The organism is Kitasatospora sp. NPDC004745, assembly GCF_042873275.1.
GTDB lineage: Bacteria > Actinomycetota > Actinomycetes > Streptomycetales > Streptomycetaceae > Kitasatospora.
Genome location: NZ_JBIALK010000013.1, coordinates 175868 through 193324 on the forward strand (window position 1 = coordinate 175868; position 17457 = coordinate 193324).

A 17457-nucleotide genomic window follows, 5' to 3' on the forward strand; every position below is an offset into this window, starting at 1 on the left:
GCGACACCTGCGGGAACCTAGGGTGGCGGCATGAGACACCGCACGGCACTCGCCGCCCTCGCCCTGTCCACGGCCGCCCTCCTCGCCGCCACGGCGGCACCGGCGCCCGCCGCCCCGCAGCGGTCCACGGCCCCGCAGCAGTCCGCCGCCCCACCCGGGGCCCGCGCGGACGATCCCGGGACCGCCCCCGACAGTGACGGGGCCCCCGACAGCACCGCCGACAGCGCCCCCGGTGAGGTCACCGGCCCCGACGGACTCGCCGCCTACCGCCACCAGCCGATCACCTGGGCCACCTGCGCGGATCCCGGGCTCGCCGCCAGCGGCACCGAATGCGCCACCCTCAAGGTCCCGCTCGACTACCGCGCACCCCGGGGCCGCACCCTCGACCTCGCGATCTCCCGGATCCGGGCCACCGACCCGGCCGAACGCCGCGGCATCCTGCAGACCAACCCCGGCGGCCCCGGCAGCCGCGGCCTGGACATGCCCGCCGCGCTGCTGTCCCGGGCCGCGCCCGAGGTGGCCGCCGCCTACGACGTCATCGGCATGGACACCCGGGGCACCGGCGCCAGCGGAGCCCTGGACTGCGGCCTGGAGCGCGGCAGTTGGCTGCGCTCGGTGGGCACCGACCAGTCCGGTTTCGAGGAGAGCCTGCGCCTGGCGAAGAACGACGCCGACGCCTGCTGGGCGAAGTACCCCGACCTGCTGCCCCACCTCACCACCCGCAACATCGCCCGCGACGTCGACCTCGTGCGCGCCGCCCTCGGCGAGCGGCGCACCTCCTGGTTCGGGCAGTCCTACGGCTCGCTGCTGGGCGCGGTGTACGCGCAGATGTTCCCGGGCCGCGTCGACCGGCTGGTCCTCGACAGCGCCCCCGACCCCGCCCGCTACGGCATCCGGATGTTCCAGGACATGGGCCCCGCCCACGAGCGGGCCCTCGACGACTTCGCCGCCTGGGCCGCCCCCCGCCACGGCGAGTACGGCCTCGGCGCCACCCCGGCCGCCGTACGCGCCACCGTCGAGAACCTGGTGCGACGCGCCGAGGCCGCACCGATAGCCGTCGACGGCTTCCGGGTCGACGGCCGCCTGCTGCCGGTGCTGCTCACCGTCTGCCAGGGCGACGACCGCGACGGCGCCGACTACGCCGCCGTGCTGCGCCAGCTCCTCGACGCCGCGGACGGCAAGCCGGTGCAGGTCACGCCCGGGCTGCACGAGCTGCTGACCGTCGTCTTCCAGCCGCGTGTCGTCGGCGCGGACCTCGACCTGGCCTCCGCGATGGCCGTCCTGTGCGACGACGTCGCCATGCCGCGCGACCCGCAGTGGTACCGCGCCGCCGTCGAGCGCTCCCGCGCCTCCCAGCCGGTCTTCGGCCCGGTCTACAACGGCCCGACGCCGTGCGCGTTCTGGCCGCAGGCGCCCCGGGAGACCCCGGTGACGGTGGACAACGCCGTGCCCGCCCTGCAGATCCAGTCCACCGGCGACACCCACACCACCTACCCAGAGGCCCTCGCCATGCACGCCCGCCTGCACGGCTCGCGCCTGGTCACCGTCCCCGGCCGCACCCACGGCCTCTACCTCGGCGGCTACAGCCCGTGCGCCCAACAGGCCGTCGACGCCTACCTGGTGACCGGCGCCCTGCCCGCCGCGGACACCACCTGCCCGCGCTGACCCCTGCCCGCTGCCCGCGCTGACCCCCTGCCGCCGCCCGGCGCCGAACGTGACCCACCCCCTCGTCGACAGCCGCGCGCTGCGGCCTTCAGTTCCGCAGCGGGTCGAGGGGCTGGGCGCAGCGCTGGCGCAGCCCGTCCGGCCGGCGCCGCACCATCGTCCGACTCACCACGCAGGGAAGGGGACTGCTGCGCCGGGCCGAGCGTGTGCGGACGAAGGCCGACCGCGGCTTCCTCGCGGCGCTGCCGCCGGCCGAGGCCGACGCGCTGCGAGCGCCCTGCGCACGCTCGCCACCGGGTAGCCGCCCGGGGCCGGCGGGCCCGCCCGTCACCCGTCCGTGGCCGCGGATGTGCACGGCACCCCGGACGGCCCGTAGCGTCGCCGTCGGCATGCGGTCGACACCGCGTGCCGCGGCAGGGCCAGGGGTGTCGACGGTGGGGGGGCGCGCGGGCGATGAGGCGGATTCGACGGGCAGCGGCGGCCCTGGCGGTGGCGGTGGCGGTGTTCACGGCCTCGGCGTGCAGCTCCTCCCCCGCGCCACCGGCCCCGGCCGCCCCGGCTTCCTCGGCCTCCCCCGAGTCCTCCGCGGACGGCACGGACGACGACCCCGCCGGTGACCTGGGCGGGCGCCCGCTCGCCCTCGTCTACCGCGGCCCGGCCGCCTGCGACGGCTGCCCCGAGGCCGCCCGGCAGCTGCTGGAGCACGACGGCTACGCCGTGCACTACATCGGGCCGCAGGAGCACCTGCACTTCGGCCCCGGCGCGCTCGACCACGCCGCCCTGTACGCCCAACCCGGCGGCACCAACGGCCAGGAGGTCGGCACCGCCTGGCGCCTGCTGCGCCAGGAGCCGGGCTTCACCCCGGACCTGGTGCGCGACTACGTCCGCGCCGGCGGCCGCTACCTGGGGCTGTGCATGGGCGGCTACCTGGCCGGCGACCCGGGCTACGACCTGCTGCCCGGCGACTCCGGCCAGTACATCCGCACTCCGGGCGCCACCGTCACCGACGACCGGGACCACCTCGTCGCCGTCGTCTGGCGCGGCCGCCCGCAGCGGATGTACTTCCAGGACGGCCCGTACTTCGACGTCGACGGCCCGGGCGTGGACGTCCTCGCCCGCTACGGCAACGAGCGCGCCGCGGCCGTCGTCGCCCCGTACGGGTCCGGGCGGGTCGGCGTCAGCGGCCCGCACCCGGAGGCACCGGCGGACTGGTACCGCGACTACGGGCTGCCCGACGAGTCGGCCACCGGCCAAGCCCTGGGCGAGGACCTCCTGCACGCCCTTCAGGCGGCCCGCTGACCGAGTTGGAGGAGGGGGAGGGAGCGTCCGGAGAGGGCCTCCGTGAGGCGGGCGGCCTGGGCGGGGGCCATGGTGTCGGGCAGGCGGCGCACGGGGACGAAGCGGGCGCCGAGCAGGGCGCTGCGGTGGCGGGGCGGGACGGTGAGGCGCTCGGTGGTGACGGTGCCGCCGTCGAAGACCAGGGCGAGGCGTTCCAGGTGGCGGTCGGCGGGGGTGAAGTCGACGGCGAGGACGGCGGTCAGGTTCAGGGTCAGGCCGGTGTCGTGGTGCAGGTGGCGGGCGGCGGCCAGGTGCGGGGGCTCGTTGGGCCGGGCCGGGCCGCCCGGGAGGATCATGCCGTCCAGGTAGTCGGGGTCGACGAGCAGGACGTCGCCGCGCAGGTTGCGGACGAGGGCGAGGCAGCCGAGCCGGCACACGGGCGGCTTGGCGAGGAGGCGGGGATCGCGCATCAGGGGGTCATTTCCTCAGGGCGACGAACAGCAGGAGCAGGGCGAAGCAGGCCCACCAGAGCAGGCGGGCGAGGAGGTCAGTCGTCATACGTCAGGCGCTCGTAGCGCAGCCCCTTGCGCAGCAGGTCGACGATGCGCAGCACCTCGGACGCCCGGGCCGCCCCCAGAGCGACCAGGTAGCAGCCGGTGCGGCGCCCGTACTCCCAGTCCACCTCAGCGGAGGGCAACGTCACCCCGCCCAGGGCGAGCACGGTGGTCAGGTCGTCCAGGGCGTCGGCGGCCTGGCGCCGCTGGTCGGCGGTCACGCGGGAGAGGGTCGACATCAGTGCTCCCCCGGCCGCTTGTGCACCTCGAACACCCGCCAGGCACTCCAGGCATCCGTGAAGGAGGAGAACCCCTTCAACCCGCCGGAGTCCTGGCACAGCCACTCCCCCGTCATCTCGTTCCGCACCCGGTAACACCGCCCCTCGGGGTCCCACCGAACCCCGTAGCCGTGCAGCTCGGGCACTTGGTCATGCGTCATGGGAATAACCTTCCGCAGCCGATCTTTCACGCTCTGTGTGGAAAATGGTTGCGGAACGACCCCCTCGCAGGGAAGGATCTGAAGTCGCCAGTTCAGCATGGTTCAGTTGGGAAGCATCATGAACCGTAAGGATCTTGATCCCACGTCATCTCCCTATGCGGCCCTCGGGATCCAGCTCCGCCGCTCACGCGAGGCACGCGGCCTGACCCAGACGGAGCTCGGAGAGGCCATCTCCTACTCCGGCGCCTACATCTCCAGCATCGAGCGCGGCATCCGCCCGCCGAGCCGTCGGTTCGTGGAGGTCGTGGACGAGTACCTCACCACCGGTGGCACGCTCGCCCTCATGCTTGACCAGCTCGAACACAGCATCCTCATAGAAGGTTTCCCCGAGTACGCCGAGCGGGAGGCGGAGGCCACTACGGTCCGGCTGTTCGAGATCGGAGTAGTTGCAGGACTGCTTCAGACTCCAAACTACGCAGCCGCATACGAGCAAGCACCCGTGAGACGGGGGACAGTTACGCAGCAGCAGGCCGACGAGCGCATGCGCTTTCTCCTCGCCCGGCAGGAGCGGCTCAACCAGTCCTCGCCCCCCTTCGTCCAGGCTGTGCTAGACGAATGGAGCTTGCGACGCCCAGTCGGCGGGCCGACCGTGATGGCCAACCAGTTGGCACACCTGGAAGAACTAGCCGGCCGCCCAAACATGACCATCCAGGTGGCCCCGATCGGCCTTGGGGAGAGTCGACCGTTCGCTCACCCGGTAACCCTGCTGACGATGCCGAACCGCTCGTTGCTCGGGTATTCGGAGAGCCACCAGCGCGGTTTTCTCGAGCGAGATGCCGAAACCCTGGCAGGCTGGGCCAGAGACTACGATCGGCTGCAAGCCGAGGCGCTGCCGCTGGCCGCGTCACTTGAGCTGATCCGCATAGTACGGAAGGAATTTGAAAGTGCATCTTGACCTATCCAGCGCCCGCTGGCGCAAGAGCACGCGCAGCGGACAAGGCGGCCAGTGCGTCGAAGTCGCAGACGGCTACCAAAACATCGTCCCTGTCCGCGACTCCAAGGATCCCCACGGCCCTGCCCTCCTTTTCCATGCCGACGCCTGGCAGTCCTTCGTCACCGCCGTCCGCACCGGCGAGTTCGACGCCCACTGACAGCAACACCCACCTCGCCGCCCCACCCACGGGGCGGCGAGGCGATCTGAACTCCCCCAGCAGGTTCAACCCGACCAGGGCAAACGGCAGCACGGCACCAGGCTTCTCCCCCAACGGCCGTCTCTACCTCAAGGTTGGTGAACGAGTGGTCTGGTCCGACACCCACCACATGAACCTCAAGGCCGGCCACGACCGCGAGGTGCTCGCGGTCTACCCCTGAAGTCGGTCTCGCCGACTTCCCACTCCCAGCCCTACCGTGATGTGAGCTCAGCAACACTCGTTCAGGAGGGCACCGGATGAACGACACCCACCCCACCACCTGGCGCAAGAGCACCCACAGCGGCCAGGGCGGTGAGTGCATTGAGGTGGCCAACGGCCTCCCCGCCACCGTCCCGGTCCGCGACTCCAAAGACCCCAACGGCCCGGCCCTCACCTTCACCGCCGACGCCTGGCGCTCCTTCCTCGCCGCCGTCCGCACCGGCGAGTTCGACTGAACCGGCAAGCCACCGCCGGAGTGGGAAGCCTGGGCAGGGGTAGCTCTGGATGGCGCAGGAGGGCATGACATGGCCGACGACAAGTGTGGATCGACCGGACAGTCCAACGGCTGGTCGATCAAGCGAGTGGCTTGCGGTAGCGGACATACTCGTTCTGTCTCCGGAACCCCACGCTCTCGTAAAGATCGTAGGACCGGTGGGGATTTGCCGTGCCCGTGTACAGCCTGGCCGTCGTTGCACCCTGCTCGCGAAGGCTTCGCAGCCCTTCCAGCAGCAGGATCCGGCCGATTCCGAGGCGTCGCTGGTCCGTTCGGACGCTCAGCTCTTCCACCTCGCCCACGGTGTGGTCGTGGTTGCGGATGGAGCACAGGGCCACGCCGAGCATCTCCTGCCCCCTCCAGGCAGCCCTCCAGCATGCCGGGTCGGCGGTGTCGACGAAGTCCTGGAAGGTCCATTTCTGAGTGAAACCGGTTTCCGCGTACGACTCGACGACCGTCCTCCAGGCCGCGCGGTAGTGGCCGGTCCCGATCGGCCCCGTCCGTATCCCGGCCGGGAGTTCGCTGCCTCGTTCGGGCAACTGCTGCAGATCGCCCAGCTCCAGCTCGACCAGGCTGAAGACACGTCGGTAGCCGGCTGCGAGCAGAAGCGCCGTGGCGTCCTGCTCGGAGACCATGGCGTTCGCACCGATCACTGCAGTCCGAGCCGTGCCATGGTCTTCGGTGAGCCGGCCGATCCGCTCTTCGGCCCAGCGCAGCATGGCTGACCCGATGCCCTGGTCGCGATGCTCGGGCAAGAGGTAACCGCGGTGCAGGTAAAGCCACGTATCGTCCCGCTCCTGCCACCACCGGATCGTCGAGTAGCCGACGACGCTCCCGTCGCGTACCACCAGGACCTGGTTCTCGGACGGCTCGTCCAGCTTGGCAGAGGCCTCGGCGATCTCGGCCGCTGTCGGGAGCCCTTCCACAACCGAACGGGTGTCGACCCCGTCCCGTTCGACACATCCCAGCCGCACCGCGGCCATGGGACCGTGGTCCTCCTCACCCCGATACGGCCGGAACCCGAAGCCGGCTGGGAGGTCCTGTCCTGGCGTGTCATCCGACATGATCGGATGATCTCCAACTTCGAGGCAGGTCCGCCACCCTGTTCATGCTTCATACTGCGGTCGTGTTCGACCGTTCCACGAGATAGCCGCGTTCGAAGTGGGCTCCGGCTCGGACGAGAGCGACGAGGTGGGGCGCATTCACGGCTCGCCAGCGGGTCTGGTGAGGAGTGGGAAGTCGGTCTCGCCGACTTCCCACTCCCGGCCCTACCGTGATGTGAGCCTCAGCAACGCTCGATCAGGAGGGCACCGGATGAACGACACCCACCCCACAACCTGGCGCAAGAGCACCTACAGCGGTGGGTCAAACGGCTGCGTCGAGGTCGCCGACGGCTACACCAGCGTCATGCCCATCCGCGACTCCAAGGACCCCGACGGCCCCGCCCTCACCTTCACCGCCGACGCATGGCAGTCCTTCGTCACCGCCGTCCACACCGGCGAGTTCGACGCCCACTGACAGCAACACCCGCCTCGCCGCCCCACCCACGGGGCGGCGAGGTGGGACACCAGGGCCTCGTCATGCCGAAGCAGGCCGTCTCGGCCTCCCACAGCTCATGGTGAAGGGCTGCCAGGTCCGCGGCCGGATGGCGATCGGGATCGAGCAGAGTGGTGATCAGCCGGACATGCGTACTGGTGCGTTCGCCGTTCACAGTGCTCGCGGTGACAGAGAAGCTGATGACCCGACAGTCGTCAGGCCCGGGTTCAACATGCCTCTGACCAGCGCCGCTACGCCCTCGTGCGGCAATGGAGTCGTTACGGAACGGTGATCGTTTCGGGCACAACCTTCAACGATGCCAGGTGTTTTACTTGATCTTGGCCGCAGGCCGTCGAGCCCGACGGCCTGCCCACGGCCGGACATGGGGCGTACCGTGTGCTCCGCTCAGGAAAGTTGATTATGCGTAAGTCCATTCTTGCTGTCTTCGCGGCCCTCCTGGCCGCGGTCGTCATGAACGTCTCGATCGCCCCGCAGGCCAGCGCCGCGGACTGGCGGACCCTGCAGAACAAGTACTCGGGGAAGTGCGCCACCCCCAAGGGCAACGGCACCTCCAACGGAACCATCATCACCCTGTGGGACTGCACCGGTTCGCCTCTGCAGCAGTGGGACGTGCAGGTGGCCGGCCCCGGCTATCGGCTCGTGAACCGGGCGAGCGGTAAGTGTCTGACCCCGTACGGCAACGGCTACGAGACCGACGGCGCCGTCCTGACGCTGTGGGACTGCGACTACAGCGGTACCAACTACCCGCAGCAGTTCGGCCTCGACACCGGCTGGACCTGGACCACTTACTCGGGCCCGGACTACCGCTGCCTGACGAACAAGGGCGGCAGCCACGCCAACGGCACCTACCTCACCCTCTGGCGCTGCGCGTCCGACTACCCCACCGAGCAGCGCTGGGTCACTGAGTACGCCTGACCGCACAGGGACTGAAAGGTCCTCCAGCGCAGCGGCTGGCAACCGGCGGAATCCGGCCGGCACCACGATGAGTGTGGCTCCGCAGCCCAAAGGGTGCGGAGCCACACTCATTCCACCGTCCCTGCAAGCACGTTCCTGCCCGTTCATCTGCTGAGCAACACGGGAGCGACTCCCCGGGCGGCGCGCTCCGGGGGTGGCCGGACGATGCTCTGCCCGTCTCAAGCAGCACCAGCGGCTCGTCCGCCACACCATCCGGTCCGATTCCACCTGAGCTTGCGCGAATCCGCCGCACCACCCAGCTCAGGCGGCGAAGTCGCCTGCCGCGCCTGCGATCCCGCCGCCCCGCCTCCCCTGCTCCATGAGGGGGAAGTCGGCCTCGCCGACTTCCCCCTCAAACGGGCCCCGCTGGTCACCGGTTTCGTGGCCCTCGCCGCGCCGGCCGGCCACCAGGGCGTCGTCCCCCGTGGACGACGCCCTGGTGGGCTCACCAGCTCCTGCCGGCCTGTTCCCGGATCGTGTGGTTGATCCGGTTGAAGAAGCCGGTCATGGCGATCTCCAGGATGATCGCGTTCAGCTGCTCCCCGGTGAAGTGGTCGGCGGCGGCATCCCAGATCTCGTCGGTCACACCGGGGGCGCCGTCCTGGATGCGGGTGGCGGCCTCGGTCAGCGCGAGCGCCGCCCGCTCCTCGTCGGTGAAGAACGGCGTCTCGCGCCACGCGACCACGTGGTGCAGCCGCTCGTCCGTCTCCCCGGCCTTCTTCGCGCCCGAGACGGTGGCGAACACGCACGGCGCACAGCCATTGATCTGACTGGCGCGCAGGTGGACCAGCGACAGGAGGCGCCGGTCGACACCTCCGGCGGCTATCGCCTTGTGGAGGTGCTGGATCGCGGTCATCAGGTCGGGGTTCATCGCACCCTTGAGGCGTGGTTCCATCAGTCCTGCTCCTTCAGCGGTTACCCGGGCCCGTCCGGACCCGTCATCACCCATGACGGAACGGATTCGGGGAAGGTAACAACATGTTCGAGACCGGCTCGACGGACCCGGTGGCCCAGGCGTTCGAGTCCCAGCGCGACCGGCTGCGCGCGGTCGCCCACCGCGTGCTCGGCTCGCACGCCGACGCCGAGGACGTGGTCCAGGAAGCGTGGCTGCGACTCTCCCGCCAGGACGCGGCGGTCATCGAGAACCTCTCCGGCTGGCTGACCACCGTGGTCGGCCGGATCAGCCTCGACGTCCTGCGCTCGCGCCGGACCCGCCCAGAGGCGTCCTACGACGACCGGCTGCCCGAACTCGTGGTCACGCTCGACGACGCCCCCGCCCCGGACGACGACGCGGTGCTCGCCGACTCGCTCGGGCTCGCACTCCTGGTCGTCCTCGACTCTCTCCGGCCCGGCGAGCGGCTGGCGTTCGTGCTGCACGACCTGTTCGCGGTGCCGTTCGAGGAGATCGGGCGCATCCTCGGCAAGTCCACCGACGCCGCCAAGATGCTCGCCAGCCGTGCCCGCCGGAAGGTTCGGGCGACCGAGCGGCCGACCCGCGCGGGCCGGGAACAGCGCGAGGTGGTCGACGCCTTCCTGGCGGCTGCCCGCGGTGGCGACTTCGACGGTCTGCTCCGCGTGCTCGACCCCGAGGTGAGGCTCACCATCGACACCCCCGGCGGCGTGGTCGTCACCCTCGGCGCCACCAAGGTCGCCGCCGGCGCGCAGCTGGCCGCCGGCGCGGCCGCCCTGGGCCGGGCGGCGCTCGTGGACGGCCGTCCCGGCGTCCTCTCCTGGCGCGAGGACGGCACCCCGCTCTCGGTCCTCGCGTTCACCGTCACCGACGGCCGGATCACCGCCATCACGGCAGTGGTCGACCCGGCCAAGCTCGCGCGGATCGACCTGCCTGCCCCTGCGTGAGCGGCCTCGTCACGCCGCCCGCTCGTCACGCCGCCCGCTCGTCACGCTCGACCAGGACGCCGGCCTGGCGCGAGGGCCGGTAAACGGGTTGGCGGTGGCGGGCGGGTGGCGGTCATGATCGTCGCCATGTCTACGGAGATCTCCTTCGCCGAGAAGCCGACGCTCGCCGGCGAGCGCGTGGTCCTGCGTCCGGTCTGCACGGCCGACGCACTGGTCGCGGTGGCTGCCGACCCCGAAACGGATCGGCTGACCGGCACCCACGAGGTCTTCGGCCTCGAAACGCTGGAACGCTGGTACGGCTCCCGGGCCGAGCACGCCGATCGGCTGGACCTGGCGATCGTCGAACGGGCCACCGGCACCTGTGTCGGCGAGGTCGTGCTGTCGGAGCTCGACGCCCGCAACCGTTCCTGCTCGTTCCGGATCAGCCTGTTCGACCGCCGCTCCTTCGGCCGCGGGCTGGGCACCGAGGCGAGCCGGCTCGTCCTCGCCCACGCCTTCGAGGCCGTCGGCGTGCACCGGGTCGAACTGGAGGTCTTCGCCTTCAACCTGCGGGCCCACCACGTCTACGAGAAGCTCGGTTTCGTCCGCGAGGGCACCCGGCGCGACGCGCTGTGCTGGGACGGCGCATGGATCGACGCCCACACGATGGCCGTCCTGGCCCCCGAGTGGACCGCGCACCGCGGCCACCCGCAGCCGGCGAGCTGAAGCCCTCCCCCGGGCGCAGCGCAGCGCACCGCCCGCCGGCTCCACCCCGCTGCACGGGAAGTCGGTCCCGCCGACTTCCCGCGCTCCCCCGGGCGCCCGGCCTCGCGCGGGGGCCGGTAAACCCGTTGGCGGTGGCGGGCGGTCGGCGGTCATGATCACTCCCATGCCTACGGAGATCTCCGTCGCCGACGCCCGGCGTGCGTGTCGTACCTCGCGCATGAGGGTTGATGAAGGCCGGATGCGGTTGCAGGTCACGAGCCATCCTGTCGCCGATCCCGGATCCGGTCTCAGCCGGATCCTGAGCACCGGCCCCATGCTCCGCAACACTTTCGTCCACCCTCCCGACCACCACGTCGGGTATCTGCGCGTGAGCCGCGCCGATCTCCTTCGGCTCGGTGCCTTGTTCCGCGTCGCCGCGGCGAGCTCGCACAGCGCGATCCACATCCCGGTCCCGCCGGGCGCCCGACCGACGGCCCCGGCCGGCGGCGACACCCGTCCGCTGCCCGTGCTGCTGGCCCGTGAGGACACGGGGCTGCGGCTTTCCGACTGGCCCGACCTGCGGCACAGGATGCGCCGTGGCTCGGCGCCGTTGAGCGTGACCGCCCCGGCGGCACGGGCTCCGGACCGTCCCGACGACGTCCGTCGCCGAGCCGATCGCCATCCCGCCCGATTCGCCGAGCGCGCCGGGACGATCGTCATCACCGCCCGCGCCGAAGTCCTGTTCTGGATCGGCGACTGGCTCACCGCGGTCGGCGACCGCGTCGCCCAGGACCCCCACGTCCACCGGCACGGCGAGAGCTTCCTCGGCGACATGGTCGGCTTCTTCGACCCCGGGCGCACCGACCGGCCCATGCACGCGTTCTGCGTCGTCGCCGTCGAACCGATCTTCCACCGGGACCGCTGGCGCAGGCAGCGAACGCCCACCGGATAGCCCGAGGCCGGGCATGCCGTCGTTCGGCAGGTGGCGGGCAGCTGTCCTGGGCTTCCGCTCCGGAGGGGCGCCGGCAAACACCGCGGTCTCCGGCGAGGCGTCGACGACCACCGTGTGCAGCGCGGACATCCGGTCGCGGGGCGTGGACGACCGGCTGGGGGACACACCGTCAATTCGGCTTGTGCGAGGAGGGCTTCTGCCCGGGAGCTGCCGGAGGGGTGACCCCGAGCGTCTTTCCCGCCGCCCCGGCCCGGGTCGCACCCTCGACCGCCAGACAGATGCCGAAGACACGGTCATGGCTGGTCCAGCCGTTGACGCGTCCCCGGTTGTTGCTGATCTGCACCCGCTTCCGGGACTGGTCCACCGCCGACACCACATGCAAGTACACGGTCCCGGCGACCCGCGCGAGAACGATGTCTCCGACGTCCAGCTTCGACGGGTCGACCGGCGCGACGACCACCTGTTGCCGACTGCGTATCAAGGGAACCATCGAGGAGCCACTCGGTCGGAACTCCACGGTCGCCCCGCCGGCGACTCTGCCTGCGACTGCATCCAACATGCCCATCCGCCGATGGTGCCCGACCAGGCCCCGCCGCAGCGAAGCATTTCCGCTGACGGCGCGGCACGCCGGCAGCGGCACGTCGGCAGCGGCGCCGCGGCGCCGCTGCCGACATCGGTGCCTGGGCCGCCGGGCAGGTGGAACACGGCGCGGGCCGTGCTCGAGATGATCACCGGGCAGGGGTGAGGAGCCGGCCGGACGACCCGGCCGGTCAGGGCCACCGACTGCCCTACCCGGCGGACTCGGTGCGCCCGACGGGCCCGGTGCGCAGCGTCGCGGCGTAGGCCGCCGCGTCCGCGGCCAGCTCGGCGCGGGTGGCCGAGAGGACGCGGACCTCGCCGCCGGCGCGGGCGGCCAGGGCGGCGCGCAGCCGGGAGAGGCGCAGGGCGCCCGTGTAGGCGGGGAGGTCGGCGGGGGCGACCCAGGCGGCGTCGCGGATCTCGTCCGGCTGGAGGCGCAGCGGCGGGTGGGGAAGCGGGACGGTGCCCAGGTCGAAGTAGAACTGGACGCCCGGCATGTTCGGCAGGTCACTGCCGTCGCCGCTGGCCCAGGCGATGTGGAGCAGCCGCCCGGCGCTCAAGCGCAGCCCCGTCTCCTCCAGGAGCTCCCGCTCCGCGGCCTGTTCGGGGGTCTCGCCGGGGTCGATGACGCCGCCGGGGCAGCCCCACGGCTCACGGTTGAAGCTGCGGACGAGCAGGATGCGCCCGTCCGGGTCGGTGACGAGGCAGGAGACCGCGGGGAAGGCGCGGGCGATGCCGGGGAGGTAGGCGGGGACCTCGGCGGAGGCGGATCCGGGGTGGGGCATCGTCTGGGCTCCTCGCATGGTTCGTTGCTTGTGCACGTCCGCAGGTGGCGGAGACGCCGCAGGAGGCCCGGCCAGTTCGCCGGACGGCCGGGAACGGGCACGGACGGCCCGGTGGCGGACGGCCGGGCACCGACGGGCGCTAGGGTCGGCGCCATGACGCACAGCATCGTGGATCCGGCGACGCTCACCCCGGAGATGGCCGCCCGGATCCGGACGTGGCGGGTCGACGAGGAGTACAGCTGGCGTGCCGTGGCCGAGGCCGCGTCCGAGCTGTGGGGCTCCAAGTGGGGCAGCAACCAGCTCTTCGGCGCGGACCTGTGCGAGGCCGCCGCGCGGGTGCTGGGCGAGGACCCCCACCGGGAGCCGTGGAACTGAAGCCCGCCGGGTGGCTCCGCCGGAAGCCCCTGGGGCCCGCCTCAGCCCTCGCCGCCGCCCGCCAGCTGGCGTGACGCGCTCTGCGCGGCGTCCGTGATCCCGCCGCGCAGCAGGACCTCGCCCAGCAGGGTGAGGTGGTGCACCACCGTGCCGCCCCGGCGCTCCTTGGCGGTCAGTCCGGCCTCGGCCAGGATGCTGGCGTGCTGGCTGGCGGTGGCCGGGGCGAGGCCGAGGGCGCCGACGACCCGCTGCACGGCGAGCTGGGCGACTGGCTGTCGGGCTGCAGCAGCCGGCTGCCGGGCTGATCCCGGGACGGCCGGAGCGAACGGCCCGGGCGACCCGGCACTGGCCGCTCCGGCGCTGCGGGGAGCGGGAAGTCGGCGGGGGCGACTTCCCGCTCCCCCGCCTCCGGCCCCACGCCCCACCCTCCCGCCCCGCTCCGGCTCAGGCGGTCTCGACCGGCAGGCCCGCCTCGACCCAGTCCTGGATGCCCTCGCGGTACTTGCGCACGTTGCGGTAGCCGAGGGCGGTCAGCCGGTCGGCGACCTGTCCGCTGTTGGGGCACGCGGGGTTGGAGCAGTAGGTGACGATCGCGGCGTCGAGGTCGGGCAGCAGCGCGGGGGCCTGGGCGTCCACGTCGGCGAGGACGAGGGCCAGCGCGCCGGGCAGGTGCTGCTGGTCGTAGTAGGCGCCGCCGAGCGCGTCGACGACGGTGACGGTGTCGGCTTCGATCGCCGCGGCCAGGTCGTCACGGGTGATGAGTGCGGTCATGTCGCTACCTCCGAAGGAATCGGACTACAGTCCTCTTATGGCTCACGACAGTAACGGACCGCAGTCCGGTTCTGCAATCCCCCTCGACCTGCTGCGCACCCCGCCGCCCAAGGAACGCGCCGACGCGGCCCGCAACCGGGCCGCGGTCCTGGACGCCGCCGCCGGGCTCTTCGCCGAACTGGGCGTCGAGGCCGTGTCCATGGACCAGATCGCCGCGGCCGCCGGCGTCGGCAAGGGCACCCTGTTCCGCCGCTTCGGCGACAAGTCGGGGCTCGCCGTCGCCCTCCTGGACGCCCGCGAGCGCGTCCTCCAGGAGGGGATCCTGCACGGGCCGCCGCCGCTCGGCCCCGGAGCCCCGGCACCCGAGCGCCTGACCGCGTTCATCGACGCGTACTTCGACTACCTGCTGGAGCACCTGGCGCTGGTCCGGATGTCCGAGACCGCCACCCCCGGCGCCCGCTACCGCATCGGGGCCTACCGGTTCTGGCACCGCCACCTGGCGATCCTGCTCGCCACCGCCCCCGACCCCGGCCAGACCGCCCACGCCCTGCTCGCCGCCCTGGCCGCCGACCACGTCGCCGCGCTCCTGCCCGAACTCGGCGAGCAGCGGATGCGCAGCGGCCTGATCCGCCTGGCCCACAGCGCACTGTGACGCCCCCGGGGGCCGTCCGGCGGGCGGTGGCGGGGGCGCGGAAAGTCGGCCGGGCCGACTTCCCGTGTACGGGCACCCGCTCCCGGCGCCTTGACCCGACCCCGTCGGACCGCTCAGCGCAGGTTGTTCTTGAACCCGTCGAGGATCATGGCCAGCAACAGCGCGCCGAGCACCCCGGCCAGGGCCAGCACAACGGCGGCGGCCATCCCGACGACGGCCCAGACGCCCGCCCCGTGGACGAGCAGCAGCACGAACCCCGCGACACCCAGCGCCGTCATCCCCGCCAGCAGCGTGAACATCATCGGCGGCCCGGTGAACCGGTTGCGCCTGAGCTTCGCCATGGAGCATTCCTTCCCCAACTCCCGCTCGCCGTGCGGTGAATGCACACCTCCGCACGGTGCGGCCCGGACGGCCCCCGTTCGAAAAGGGCCCCGGGGGGCCGCTGTTAGCCTGTTCGACATGATCATGAAGAGCGCCGGGTCACGGATGTCCGGCGTGCTGGGGCCGGGTGGTCCGCAGCGCGCCCTGATCGTCGCGAGCTTCGTCAGCCGGGTGGGCAACGGGCTGTTCAACACCGCCGCGGTGCTCTACTTCACCCTGGTGGTGCACCTGCCCGCCGCGCAGGTCGGGGTCGGCCTCACCGTCGCCGGGCTGGTCGGGCTGCTGGCCGGGGTCCCGGCCGGGAACCTGGCCGACCGGTACGGACCGCGCACCGTCTGGCTGACGGCCGTCGTCCTGCAGGCCGCGACGATGGCCGCGTTCGTCCTCATCCACGACTGGGGCACGTTCACGCTCATCGCCACCCTGGACCGCCTGGCGGCGACGGCGGGCGGGGCCGCGGGCGGAGCGCTCGTCGCCCGCGCCGGCGGGGACCACCCGGCCGCCTTCCGCGCGAAGCTGCGCACCTTCGTCAACCTCGGCGTGGTGACGGGCACCCTCGGCGCCGCCGTCGCCGTGTCGGTCGGCACCCGCCAGGCGTACACCGCGCTCATCCTCGCCAACGCCGCCAGCTTCGCCTGCGCCGCCCTGATCGCCCTGCGCGGCGTCCCGAACTACCGGCCGCTGCCCCGGCCCGAGGAGCACCACCACGCGGCCGTCCTGTCCGACCGGCCCTACCTGACCTTCGTCGCGCTCTACGGCGCGATGGGCCTGCAGTACCAGACCGTCTCCCTGCTCCTGCCGATCTGGCTCTCCGCCCACACCGACGCGCCCCGCTGGACGGTGGCGGCGGTCAACGCCGTCAGCAGCGGGGTGTGCGTGCTGCTGCAGAGCAGGATCGGCTCCCGGGTGGAGACCCCGGGCCAGGGCGGCCGGGCGCTGCGCCTCGCCGGGCTGCTCTTCCTGGTCAGCTGCCCGTTGATGGCCCTGACGGCGGACGTTCCGGTCTGGGTCGCGCCGGGGCTCGCCGTCCTCGCCGTGGTCGTGCACAGCCTCGGAGAGGTGTGGGAGTCCTCGGGCGGCTACGCGCTCGGCTTCGGCCTGGCCCCCGACCACGCCCAGGGGCAGTACCAGGGCTTCCTCGGGGTCGGCTTCAACGCCGGACAGGCGCTGGCCCCGCTGGTCCTCACCACGGCGGTCCTCGGGCTCGGGCAGGCGGGCTGGCTGCTGCTCGGCGTGTTCTTCGCCGCCCTGGGCGCAGCCGGACCGCCGGTCGCCGCCTGGGCGCTGCGCACCCGCCGCCCGGCCCCCGCCCCGGCCGAACCGACCGCGACGGCCGCGACGGCCACGACGGCGCAGGACCGGCCCGAGCGGACCCCGCTGCCCGACGGCGCGTAGGACTCCCGTGCCGGGCTGCCGCTGTCCGGGCCGCGGGCCGCGGACCTGCCGGACGTCTCCCGCGCAGCGCTCGGCTCCGGCCGCGTCCGCGCGGGGACGGCTCCGGCCCGGGCCCCTCACATCCGGGACTTCAGCACGTCGACCTCACAGCCCGGTGCGAACGGGTCGAAGCCGTGCTCGCTCAGCCAGCGGACCACCAGCAGGCTTCGCAACGACCACCACGCGCGGATCACGTCGCGATCGACGTCGGTGCCGTAGCCGGCGAGGACGTCGTCGAGGCGCTCCTCGTGTCCGAGCGTGAAGGTGGCCAGGTCGGACAGGGCGTCGCCCCGGCCCGCCTCGGACCAGTCGATGATGCCGGTGACCTCGTCGCCGTCGACGAAGACGTGGGCGATCTGCAGGTCGCCGTGCGTGAACGCCGCGGTCCGCGGCCGGAGCGCGGCCTCGGCGATCCGGCGGTTGCGGGTGACCAGGTCGGCGGGCAGCAGGCCGCTCGTCACGAGCGCCCCGCACTCCTCGTCGAGTTCGGCCGCCAGCGCGACCGCGCTGCGGCCGGCCCGGCCCTGCCAGGGCGGCGGCGGTGCGTCGTGCAGCCGCCGGATGGCGGCGCCCGCCGCGGCCCACGCCGCCGGCGACCCGGTCGACGGCCCGCCGAGGCGCCCGAGCGTCGCCCCCGGGACCGCGGCGATCGCGAGGACGTGCGGTTTGCGCCACAGGACCTGCGGGGTCGGAACCGGCGCGAGGGACAACACCTCGACCTCGGTGTCGATGCGCGCCTGATCGGCGTCCACCTTCAGGAACACGTCGCCGATGCGCAGGGTCGCGCGCTCGGAATGGGCGACGACGACTTCGACCTCATTCATGGGCGACCAGTATCCCGGCGACGGCCGCCGGCG

Annotated in this window: 24 protein-coding genes and 1 pseudogene; 13 read left to right on the forward strand and 12 right to left on the reverse strand. The window is 72.6% G+C overall.

Annotated elements, in window-relative coordinates; all coding sequences use genetic code 11:
• Positions 1-30: 30 nt before the first annotated feature.
• Both ACFYUY_RS22045 and ACFYUY_RS22050 read left to right on the forward strand, forming a co-directional pair.
• A complete protein-coding gene (locus ACFYUY_RS22045) occupies positions 31-1665 on the forward strand; it encodes an alpha/beta hydrolase (RefSeq protein ID WP_387902695.1) in 1635 nt (544 codons plus the stop codon).
• Positions 1666-2118: 453 nt separating this feature from the next.
• Positions 2119-2964, forward strand: coding sequence for a BPL-N domain-containing protein (locus ACFYUY_RS22050; protein WP_387902698.1), 846 nt, complete (start codon positions 2119-2121; stop codon positions 2962-2964).
• On the opposite strand, the gene ACFYUY_RS22055 is transcribed toward ACFYUY_RS22050, so the two are convergent.
• From ACFYUY_RS22055 to ACFYUY_RS22065, 3 genes are all read right to left on the reverse strand, one after another.
• Positions 2949-3413 (reverse strand): NUDIX domain-containing protein, encoded by a 465-nt coding sequence (locus ACFYUY_RS22055; protein WP_360207104.1) that lies wholly within the window; start codon positions 3411-3413, stop codon positions 2949-2951. The genes ACFYUY_RS22050 and ACFYUY_RS22055 overlap by 16 nt on opposite strands.
• A gap of 77 nt (positions 3414-3490) precedes the next feature.
• Positions 3491-3736 (reverse strand): hypothetical protein, encoded by a 246-nt coding sequence (locus ACFYUY_RS22060; protein WP_360207101.1) that lies wholly within the window; start codon positions 3734-3736, stop codon positions 3491-3493.
• On the reverse strand, positions 3736-3936 hold the full coding sequence (locus ACFYUY_RS22065; RefSeq protein ID WP_387902701.1) for a hypothetical protein: 201 nt from the start codon (positions 3934-3936) through the stop codon (positions 3736-3738). Before ACFYUY_RS22065 ends, ACFYUY_RS22060 begins: the two co-directional genes overlap by 1 nt.
• 118 nt (positions 3937-4054) lie before the next feature.
• Here ACFYUY_RS22065 and ACFYUY_RS22070 point away from each other — a divergent pair, with 118 nt between their 5' ends.
• The 3 genes from ACFYUY_RS22070 (at position 4055) to ACFYUY_RS22080 (ending at position 5581) form a co-directional block, all read left to right on the forward strand.
• Positions 4055-4891: a helix-turn-helix domain-containing protein gene (locus ACFYUY_RS22070; protein WP_387902704.1), complete on the forward strand. Its 837-nt coding sequence runs from the start codon at positions 4055-4057 to the stop codon at positions 4889-4891.
• Positions 4875-5087 (forward strand): DUF397 domain-containing protein, encoded by a 213-nt coding sequence (locus ACFYUY_RS22075; protein ID WP_360207094.1) that lies wholly within the window; start codon positions 4875-4877, stop codon positions 5085-5087. Before ACFYUY_RS22070 ends, ACFYUY_RS22075 begins: the two co-directional genes overlap by 17 nt.
• A 296-nt stretch (positions 5088-5383) precedes the next feature.
• Positions 5384-5581: a DUF397 domain-containing protein gene (locus ACFYUY_RS22080; RefSeq protein WP_387902707.1), complete on the forward strand. Its 198-nt coding sequence runs from the start codon at positions 5384-5386 to the stop codon at positions 5579-5581.
• Positions 5582-5699: 118 nt separating this feature from the next.
• Here the strand turns inward: ACFYUY_RS22080 and ACFYUY_RS22085 are convergent, their stop codons facing one another.
• Both ACFYUY_RS22085 and ACFYUY_RS22090 read right to left on the reverse strand, forming a co-directional pair.
• Positions 5700-6683 carry a GNAT family N-acetyltransferase gene (locus ACFYUY_RS22085; protein WP_387902709.1) on the reverse strand — a complete coding sequence of 328 codons (984 nt, stop codon included), beginning with the start codon at positions 6681-6683 and terminating at the stop codon, positions 5700-5702.
• 49 nt (positions 6684-6732) lie between these two features.
• Positions 6733-6897, reverse strand: a pseudogene (locus ACFYUY_RS22090) (IS256 family transposase); the annotation flags it as partial.
• A gap of 36 nt (positions 6898-6933) precedes the next feature.
• Here ACFYUY_RS22090 and ACFYUY_RS22095 point away from each other — a divergent pair.
• Together ACFYUY_RS22095 and ACFYUY_RS22100 are read left to right on the forward strand one after the other, a co-directional pair.
• On the forward strand, positions 6934-7137 hold the full coding sequence (locus ACFYUY_RS22095; protein WP_387902712.1) for a DUF397 domain-containing protein: 204 nt from the start codon (positions 6934-6936) through the stop codon (positions 7135-7137).
• 438 nt (positions 7138-7575) lie between these two features.
• Complete coding sequence (locus ACFYUY_RS22100; protein ID WP_360207086.1) at positions 7576-8091, forward strand: RICIN domain-containing protein; 516 nt, start codon at positions 7576-7578, stop codon at positions 8089-8091.
• A 484-nt stretch (positions 8092-8575) separates the two neighbouring features.
• Here the strand turns inward: ACFYUY_RS22100 and ACFYUY_RS22105 are convergent, their stop codons facing one another.
• Entirely contained in the window at positions 8576-9025 is a 450-nt protein-coding gene (locus ACFYUY_RS22105; RefSeq protein ID WP_387902715.1) for a carboxymuconolactone decarboxylase family protein, read from the reverse strand.
• 83 nt (positions 9026-9108) lie between these two features.
• Between ACFYUY_RS22105 and ACFYUY_RS22110 the strand changes: the two genes are divergently transcribed.
• The 3 genes from ACFYUY_RS22110 to ACFYUY_RS22120 all read left to right on the forward strand — a co-directional run bounded on the left by ACFYUY_RS22110 (position 9109) and on the right by ACFYUY_RS22120 (position 11623).
• Positions 9109-9987, forward strand: a complete 879-nt coding sequence (locus tag ACFYUY_RS22110; RefSeq protein ID WP_387902717.1) for a sigma-70 family RNA polymerase sigma factor — start codon at positions 9109-9111, stop codon at positions 9985-9987.
• Positions 9988-10113: 126 nt separating this feature from the next.
• Entirely contained in the window at positions 10114-10692 is a 579-nt protein-coding gene (locus ACFYUY_RS22115; RefSeq protein ID WP_387902720.1) for a GNAT family N-acetyltransferase, read from the forward strand.
• 163 nt (positions 10693-10855) lie between these two features.
• Positions 10856-11623 (forward strand): hypothetical protein, encoded by a 768-nt coding sequence (locus ACFYUY_RS22120; protein WP_387902722.1) that lies wholly within the window; start codon positions 10856-10858, stop codon positions 11621-11623.
• 169 nt (positions 11624-11792) lie between these two features.
• Here ACFYUY_RS22120 and ACFYUY_RS22125 read toward each other — a convergent pair whose 3' ends face one another.
• Both ACFYUY_RS22125 and ACFYUY_RS22130 read right to left on the reverse strand, forming a co-directional pair.
• A complete protein-coding gene (locus ACFYUY_RS22125; RefSeq protein ID WP_387902724.1) occupies positions 11793-12188 on the reverse strand; it encodes a S24/S26 family peptidase in 396 nt (131 codons plus the stop codon).
• Positions 12189-12411: 223 nt separating this feature from the next.
• Positions 12412-12987, reverse strand: coding sequence for an NUDIX domain-containing protein (locus ACFYUY_RS22130; RefSeq protein ID WP_387902727.1), 576 nt, complete (start codon positions 12985-12987; stop codon positions 12412-12414).
• 153 nt (positions 12988-13140) lie between these two features.
• On the opposite strand from ACFYUY_RS22130, the gene ACFYUY_RS22135 reads away from it, so the two are divergent.
• A complete protein-coding gene (locus ACFYUY_RS22135) occupies positions 13141-13362 on the forward strand; it encodes a hypothetical protein (protein WP_387902730.1) in 222 nt (73 codons plus the stop codon).
• Positions 13363-13403: 41 nt separating this feature from the next.
• Here the strand turns inward: ACFYUY_RS22135 and ACFYUY_RS22140 are convergent, their stop codons facing one another.
• Together ACFYUY_RS22140 and ACFYUY_RS22145 are read right to left on the reverse strand one after the other, a co-directional pair.
• Positions 13404-13616, reverse strand: coding sequence for a winged helix-turn-helix domain-containing protein (locus tag ACFYUY_RS22140; protein ID WP_387902732.1), 213 nt, complete (start codon positions 13614-13616; stop codon positions 13404-13406).
• 190 nt (positions 13617-13806) lie between these two features.
• Complete coding sequence (locus tag ACFYUY_RS22145; RefSeq protein WP_360207058.1) at positions 13807-14133, reverse strand: rhodanese-like domain-containing protein; 327 nt, start codon at positions 14131-14133, stop codon at positions 13807-13809.
• 37 nt (positions 14134-14170) lie between these two features.
• Here ACFYUY_RS22145 and ACFYUY_RS22150 point away from each other — a divergent pair, with 37 nt between their 5' ends.
• Positions 14171-14785 carry a TetR/AcrR family transcriptional regulator gene (locus ACFYUY_RS22150; protein WP_387902735.1) on the forward strand — a complete coding sequence of 205 codons (615 nt, stop codon included), beginning with the start codon at positions 14171-14173 and terminating at the stop codon, positions 14783-14785.
• A gap of 113 nt (positions 14786-14898) precedes the next feature.
• Here the strand turns inward: ACFYUY_RS22150 and ACFYUY_RS22155 are convergent, their stop codons facing one another.
• A complete protein-coding gene (locus ACFYUY_RS22155; protein WP_360207054.1) occupies positions 14899-15126 on the reverse strand; it encodes a hypothetical protein in 228 nt (75 codons plus the stop codon).
• Between the two features lie 118 nt (positions 15127-15244).
• On the opposite strand from ACFYUY_RS22155, the gene ACFYUY_RS22160 reads away from it, so the two are divergent.
• Complete coding sequence (locus tag ACFYUY_RS22160; RefSeq protein ID WP_387902738.1) at positions 15245-16561, forward strand: MFS transporter; 1317 nt, start codon at positions 15245-15247, stop codon at positions 16559-16561.
• Positions 16562-16677: 116 nt separating this feature from the next.
• On the opposite strand, the gene ACFYUY_RS22165 is transcribed toward ACFYUY_RS22160, so the two are convergent.
• Positions 16678-17424, reverse strand: coding sequence for an aminoglycoside phosphotransferase family protein (locus ACFYUY_RS22165; protein ID WP_387902741.1), 747 nt, complete (start codon positions 17422-17424; stop codon positions 16678-16680).
• Between the last annotated feature and the right edge of the window lie 33 nt (positions 17425-17457).

What these genes read in the sequence shown, in the direction of transcription:
- ACFYUY_RS22055 (WP_360207104.1), bottom strand. Translation starts at nt 3,413, where the DNA reads ATGCGCGATCCCCGCCTCCTCGCCAAGCCGCCCGTGTGCCGGCTCGGC.
- ACFYUY_RS22135 (WP_387902730.1), top strand. Translation starts at nt 13,141, where the DNA reads ATGACGCACAGCATCGTGGATCCGGCGACGCTCACCCCGGAGATGGCC.
- ACFYUY_RS22070 (WP_387902704.1), top strand. Translation starts at nt 4,055, where the DNA reads ATGAACCGTAAGGATCTTGATCCCACGTCATCTCCCTATGCGGCCCTC.
- ACFYUY_RS22155 (WP_360207054.1), bottom strand. Translation starts at nt 15,126, where the DNA reads ATGGCGAAGCTCAGGCGCAACCGGTTCACCGGGCCGCCGATGATGTTC.
- ACFYUY_RS22125 (WP_387902724.1), bottom strand. Translation starts at nt 12,188, where the DNA reads ATGGGCATGTTGGATGCAGTCGCAGGCAGAGTCGCCGGCGGGGCGACC.
- ACFYUY_RS22080 (WP_387902707.1), top strand. Translation starts at nt 5,384, where the DNA reads ATGAACGACACCCACCCCACCACCTGGCGCAAGAGCACCCACAGCGGC.
- ACFYUY_RS22045 (WP_387902695.1), top strand. Translation starts at nt 31, where the DNA reads ATGAGACACCGCACGGCACTCGCCGCCCTCGCCCTGTCCACGGCCGCC.
- ACFYUY_RS22115 (WP_387902720.1), top strand. Translation starts at nt 10,114, where the DNA reads ATGTCTACGGAGATCTCCTTCGCCGAGAAGCCGACGCTCGCCGGCGAG.
- ACFYUY_RS22085 (WP_387902709.1), bottom strand. Translation starts at nt 6,683, where the DNA reads ATGTCGGATGACACGCCAGGACAGGACCTCCCAGCCGGCTTCGGGTTC.
- ACFYUY_RS22110 (WP_387902717.1), top strand. Translation starts at nt 9,109, where the DNA reads ATGTTCGAGACCGGCTCGACGGACCCGGTGGCCCAGGCGTTCGAGTCC.
- ACFYUY_RS22050 (WP_387902698.1), top strand. Translation starts at nt 2,119, where the DNA reads ATGAGGCGGATTCGACGGGCAGCGGCGGCCCTGGCGGTGGCGGTGGCG.
- ACFYUY_RS22120 (WP_387902722.1), top strand. Translation starts at nt 10,856, where the DNA reads ATGCCTACGGAGATCTCCGTCGCCGACGCCCGGCGTGCGTGTCGTACC.
- ACFYUY_RS22065 (WP_387902701.1), bottom strand. Translation starts at nt 3,936, where the DNA reads ATGACGCATGACCAAGTGCCCGAGCTGCACGGCTACGGGGTTCGGTGG.
- ACFYUY_RS22165 (WP_387902741.1), bottom strand. Translation starts at nt 17,424, where the DNA reads ATGAATGAGGTCGAAGTCGTCGTCGCCCATTCCGAGCGCGCGACCCTG.
- ACFYUY_RS22150 (WP_387902735.1), top strand. Translation starts at nt 14,171, where the DNA reads ATGGCTCACGACAGTAACGGACCGCAGTCCGGTTCTGCAATCCCCCTC.
- ACFYUY_RS22145 (WP_360207058.1), bottom strand. Translation starts at nt 14,133, where the DNA reads ATGACCGCACTCATCACCCGTGACGACCTGGCCGCGGCGATCGAAGCC.
- ACFYUY_RS22105 (WP_387902715.1), bottom strand. Translation starts at nt 9,025, where the DNA reads ATGGAACCACGCCTCAAGGGTGCGATGAACCCCGACCTGATGACCGCG.
- ACFYUY_RS22100 (WP_360207086.1), top strand. Translation starts at nt 7,576, where the DNA reads ATGCGTAAGTCCATTCTTGCTGTCTTCGCGGCCCTCCTGGCCGCGGTC.
- ACFYUY_RS22095 (WP_387902712.1), top strand. Translation starts at nt 6,934, where the DNA reads ATGAACGACACCCACCCCACAACCTGGCGCAAGAGCACCTACAGCGGT.
- ACFYUY_RS22060 (WP_360207101.1), bottom strand. Translation starts at nt 3,736, where the DNA reads ATGTCGACCCTCTCCCGCGTGACCGCCGACCAGCGGCGCCAGGCCGCC.
- ACFYUY_RS22160 (WP_387902738.1), top strand. Translation starts at nt 15,245, where the DNA reads ATGATCATGAAGAGCGCCGGGTCACGGATGTCCGGCGTGCTGGGGCCG.
- ACFYUY_RS22130 (WP_387902727.1), bottom strand. Translation starts at nt 12,987, where the DNA reads ATGCCCCACCCCGGATCCGCCTCCGCCGAGGTCCCCGCCTACCTCCCC.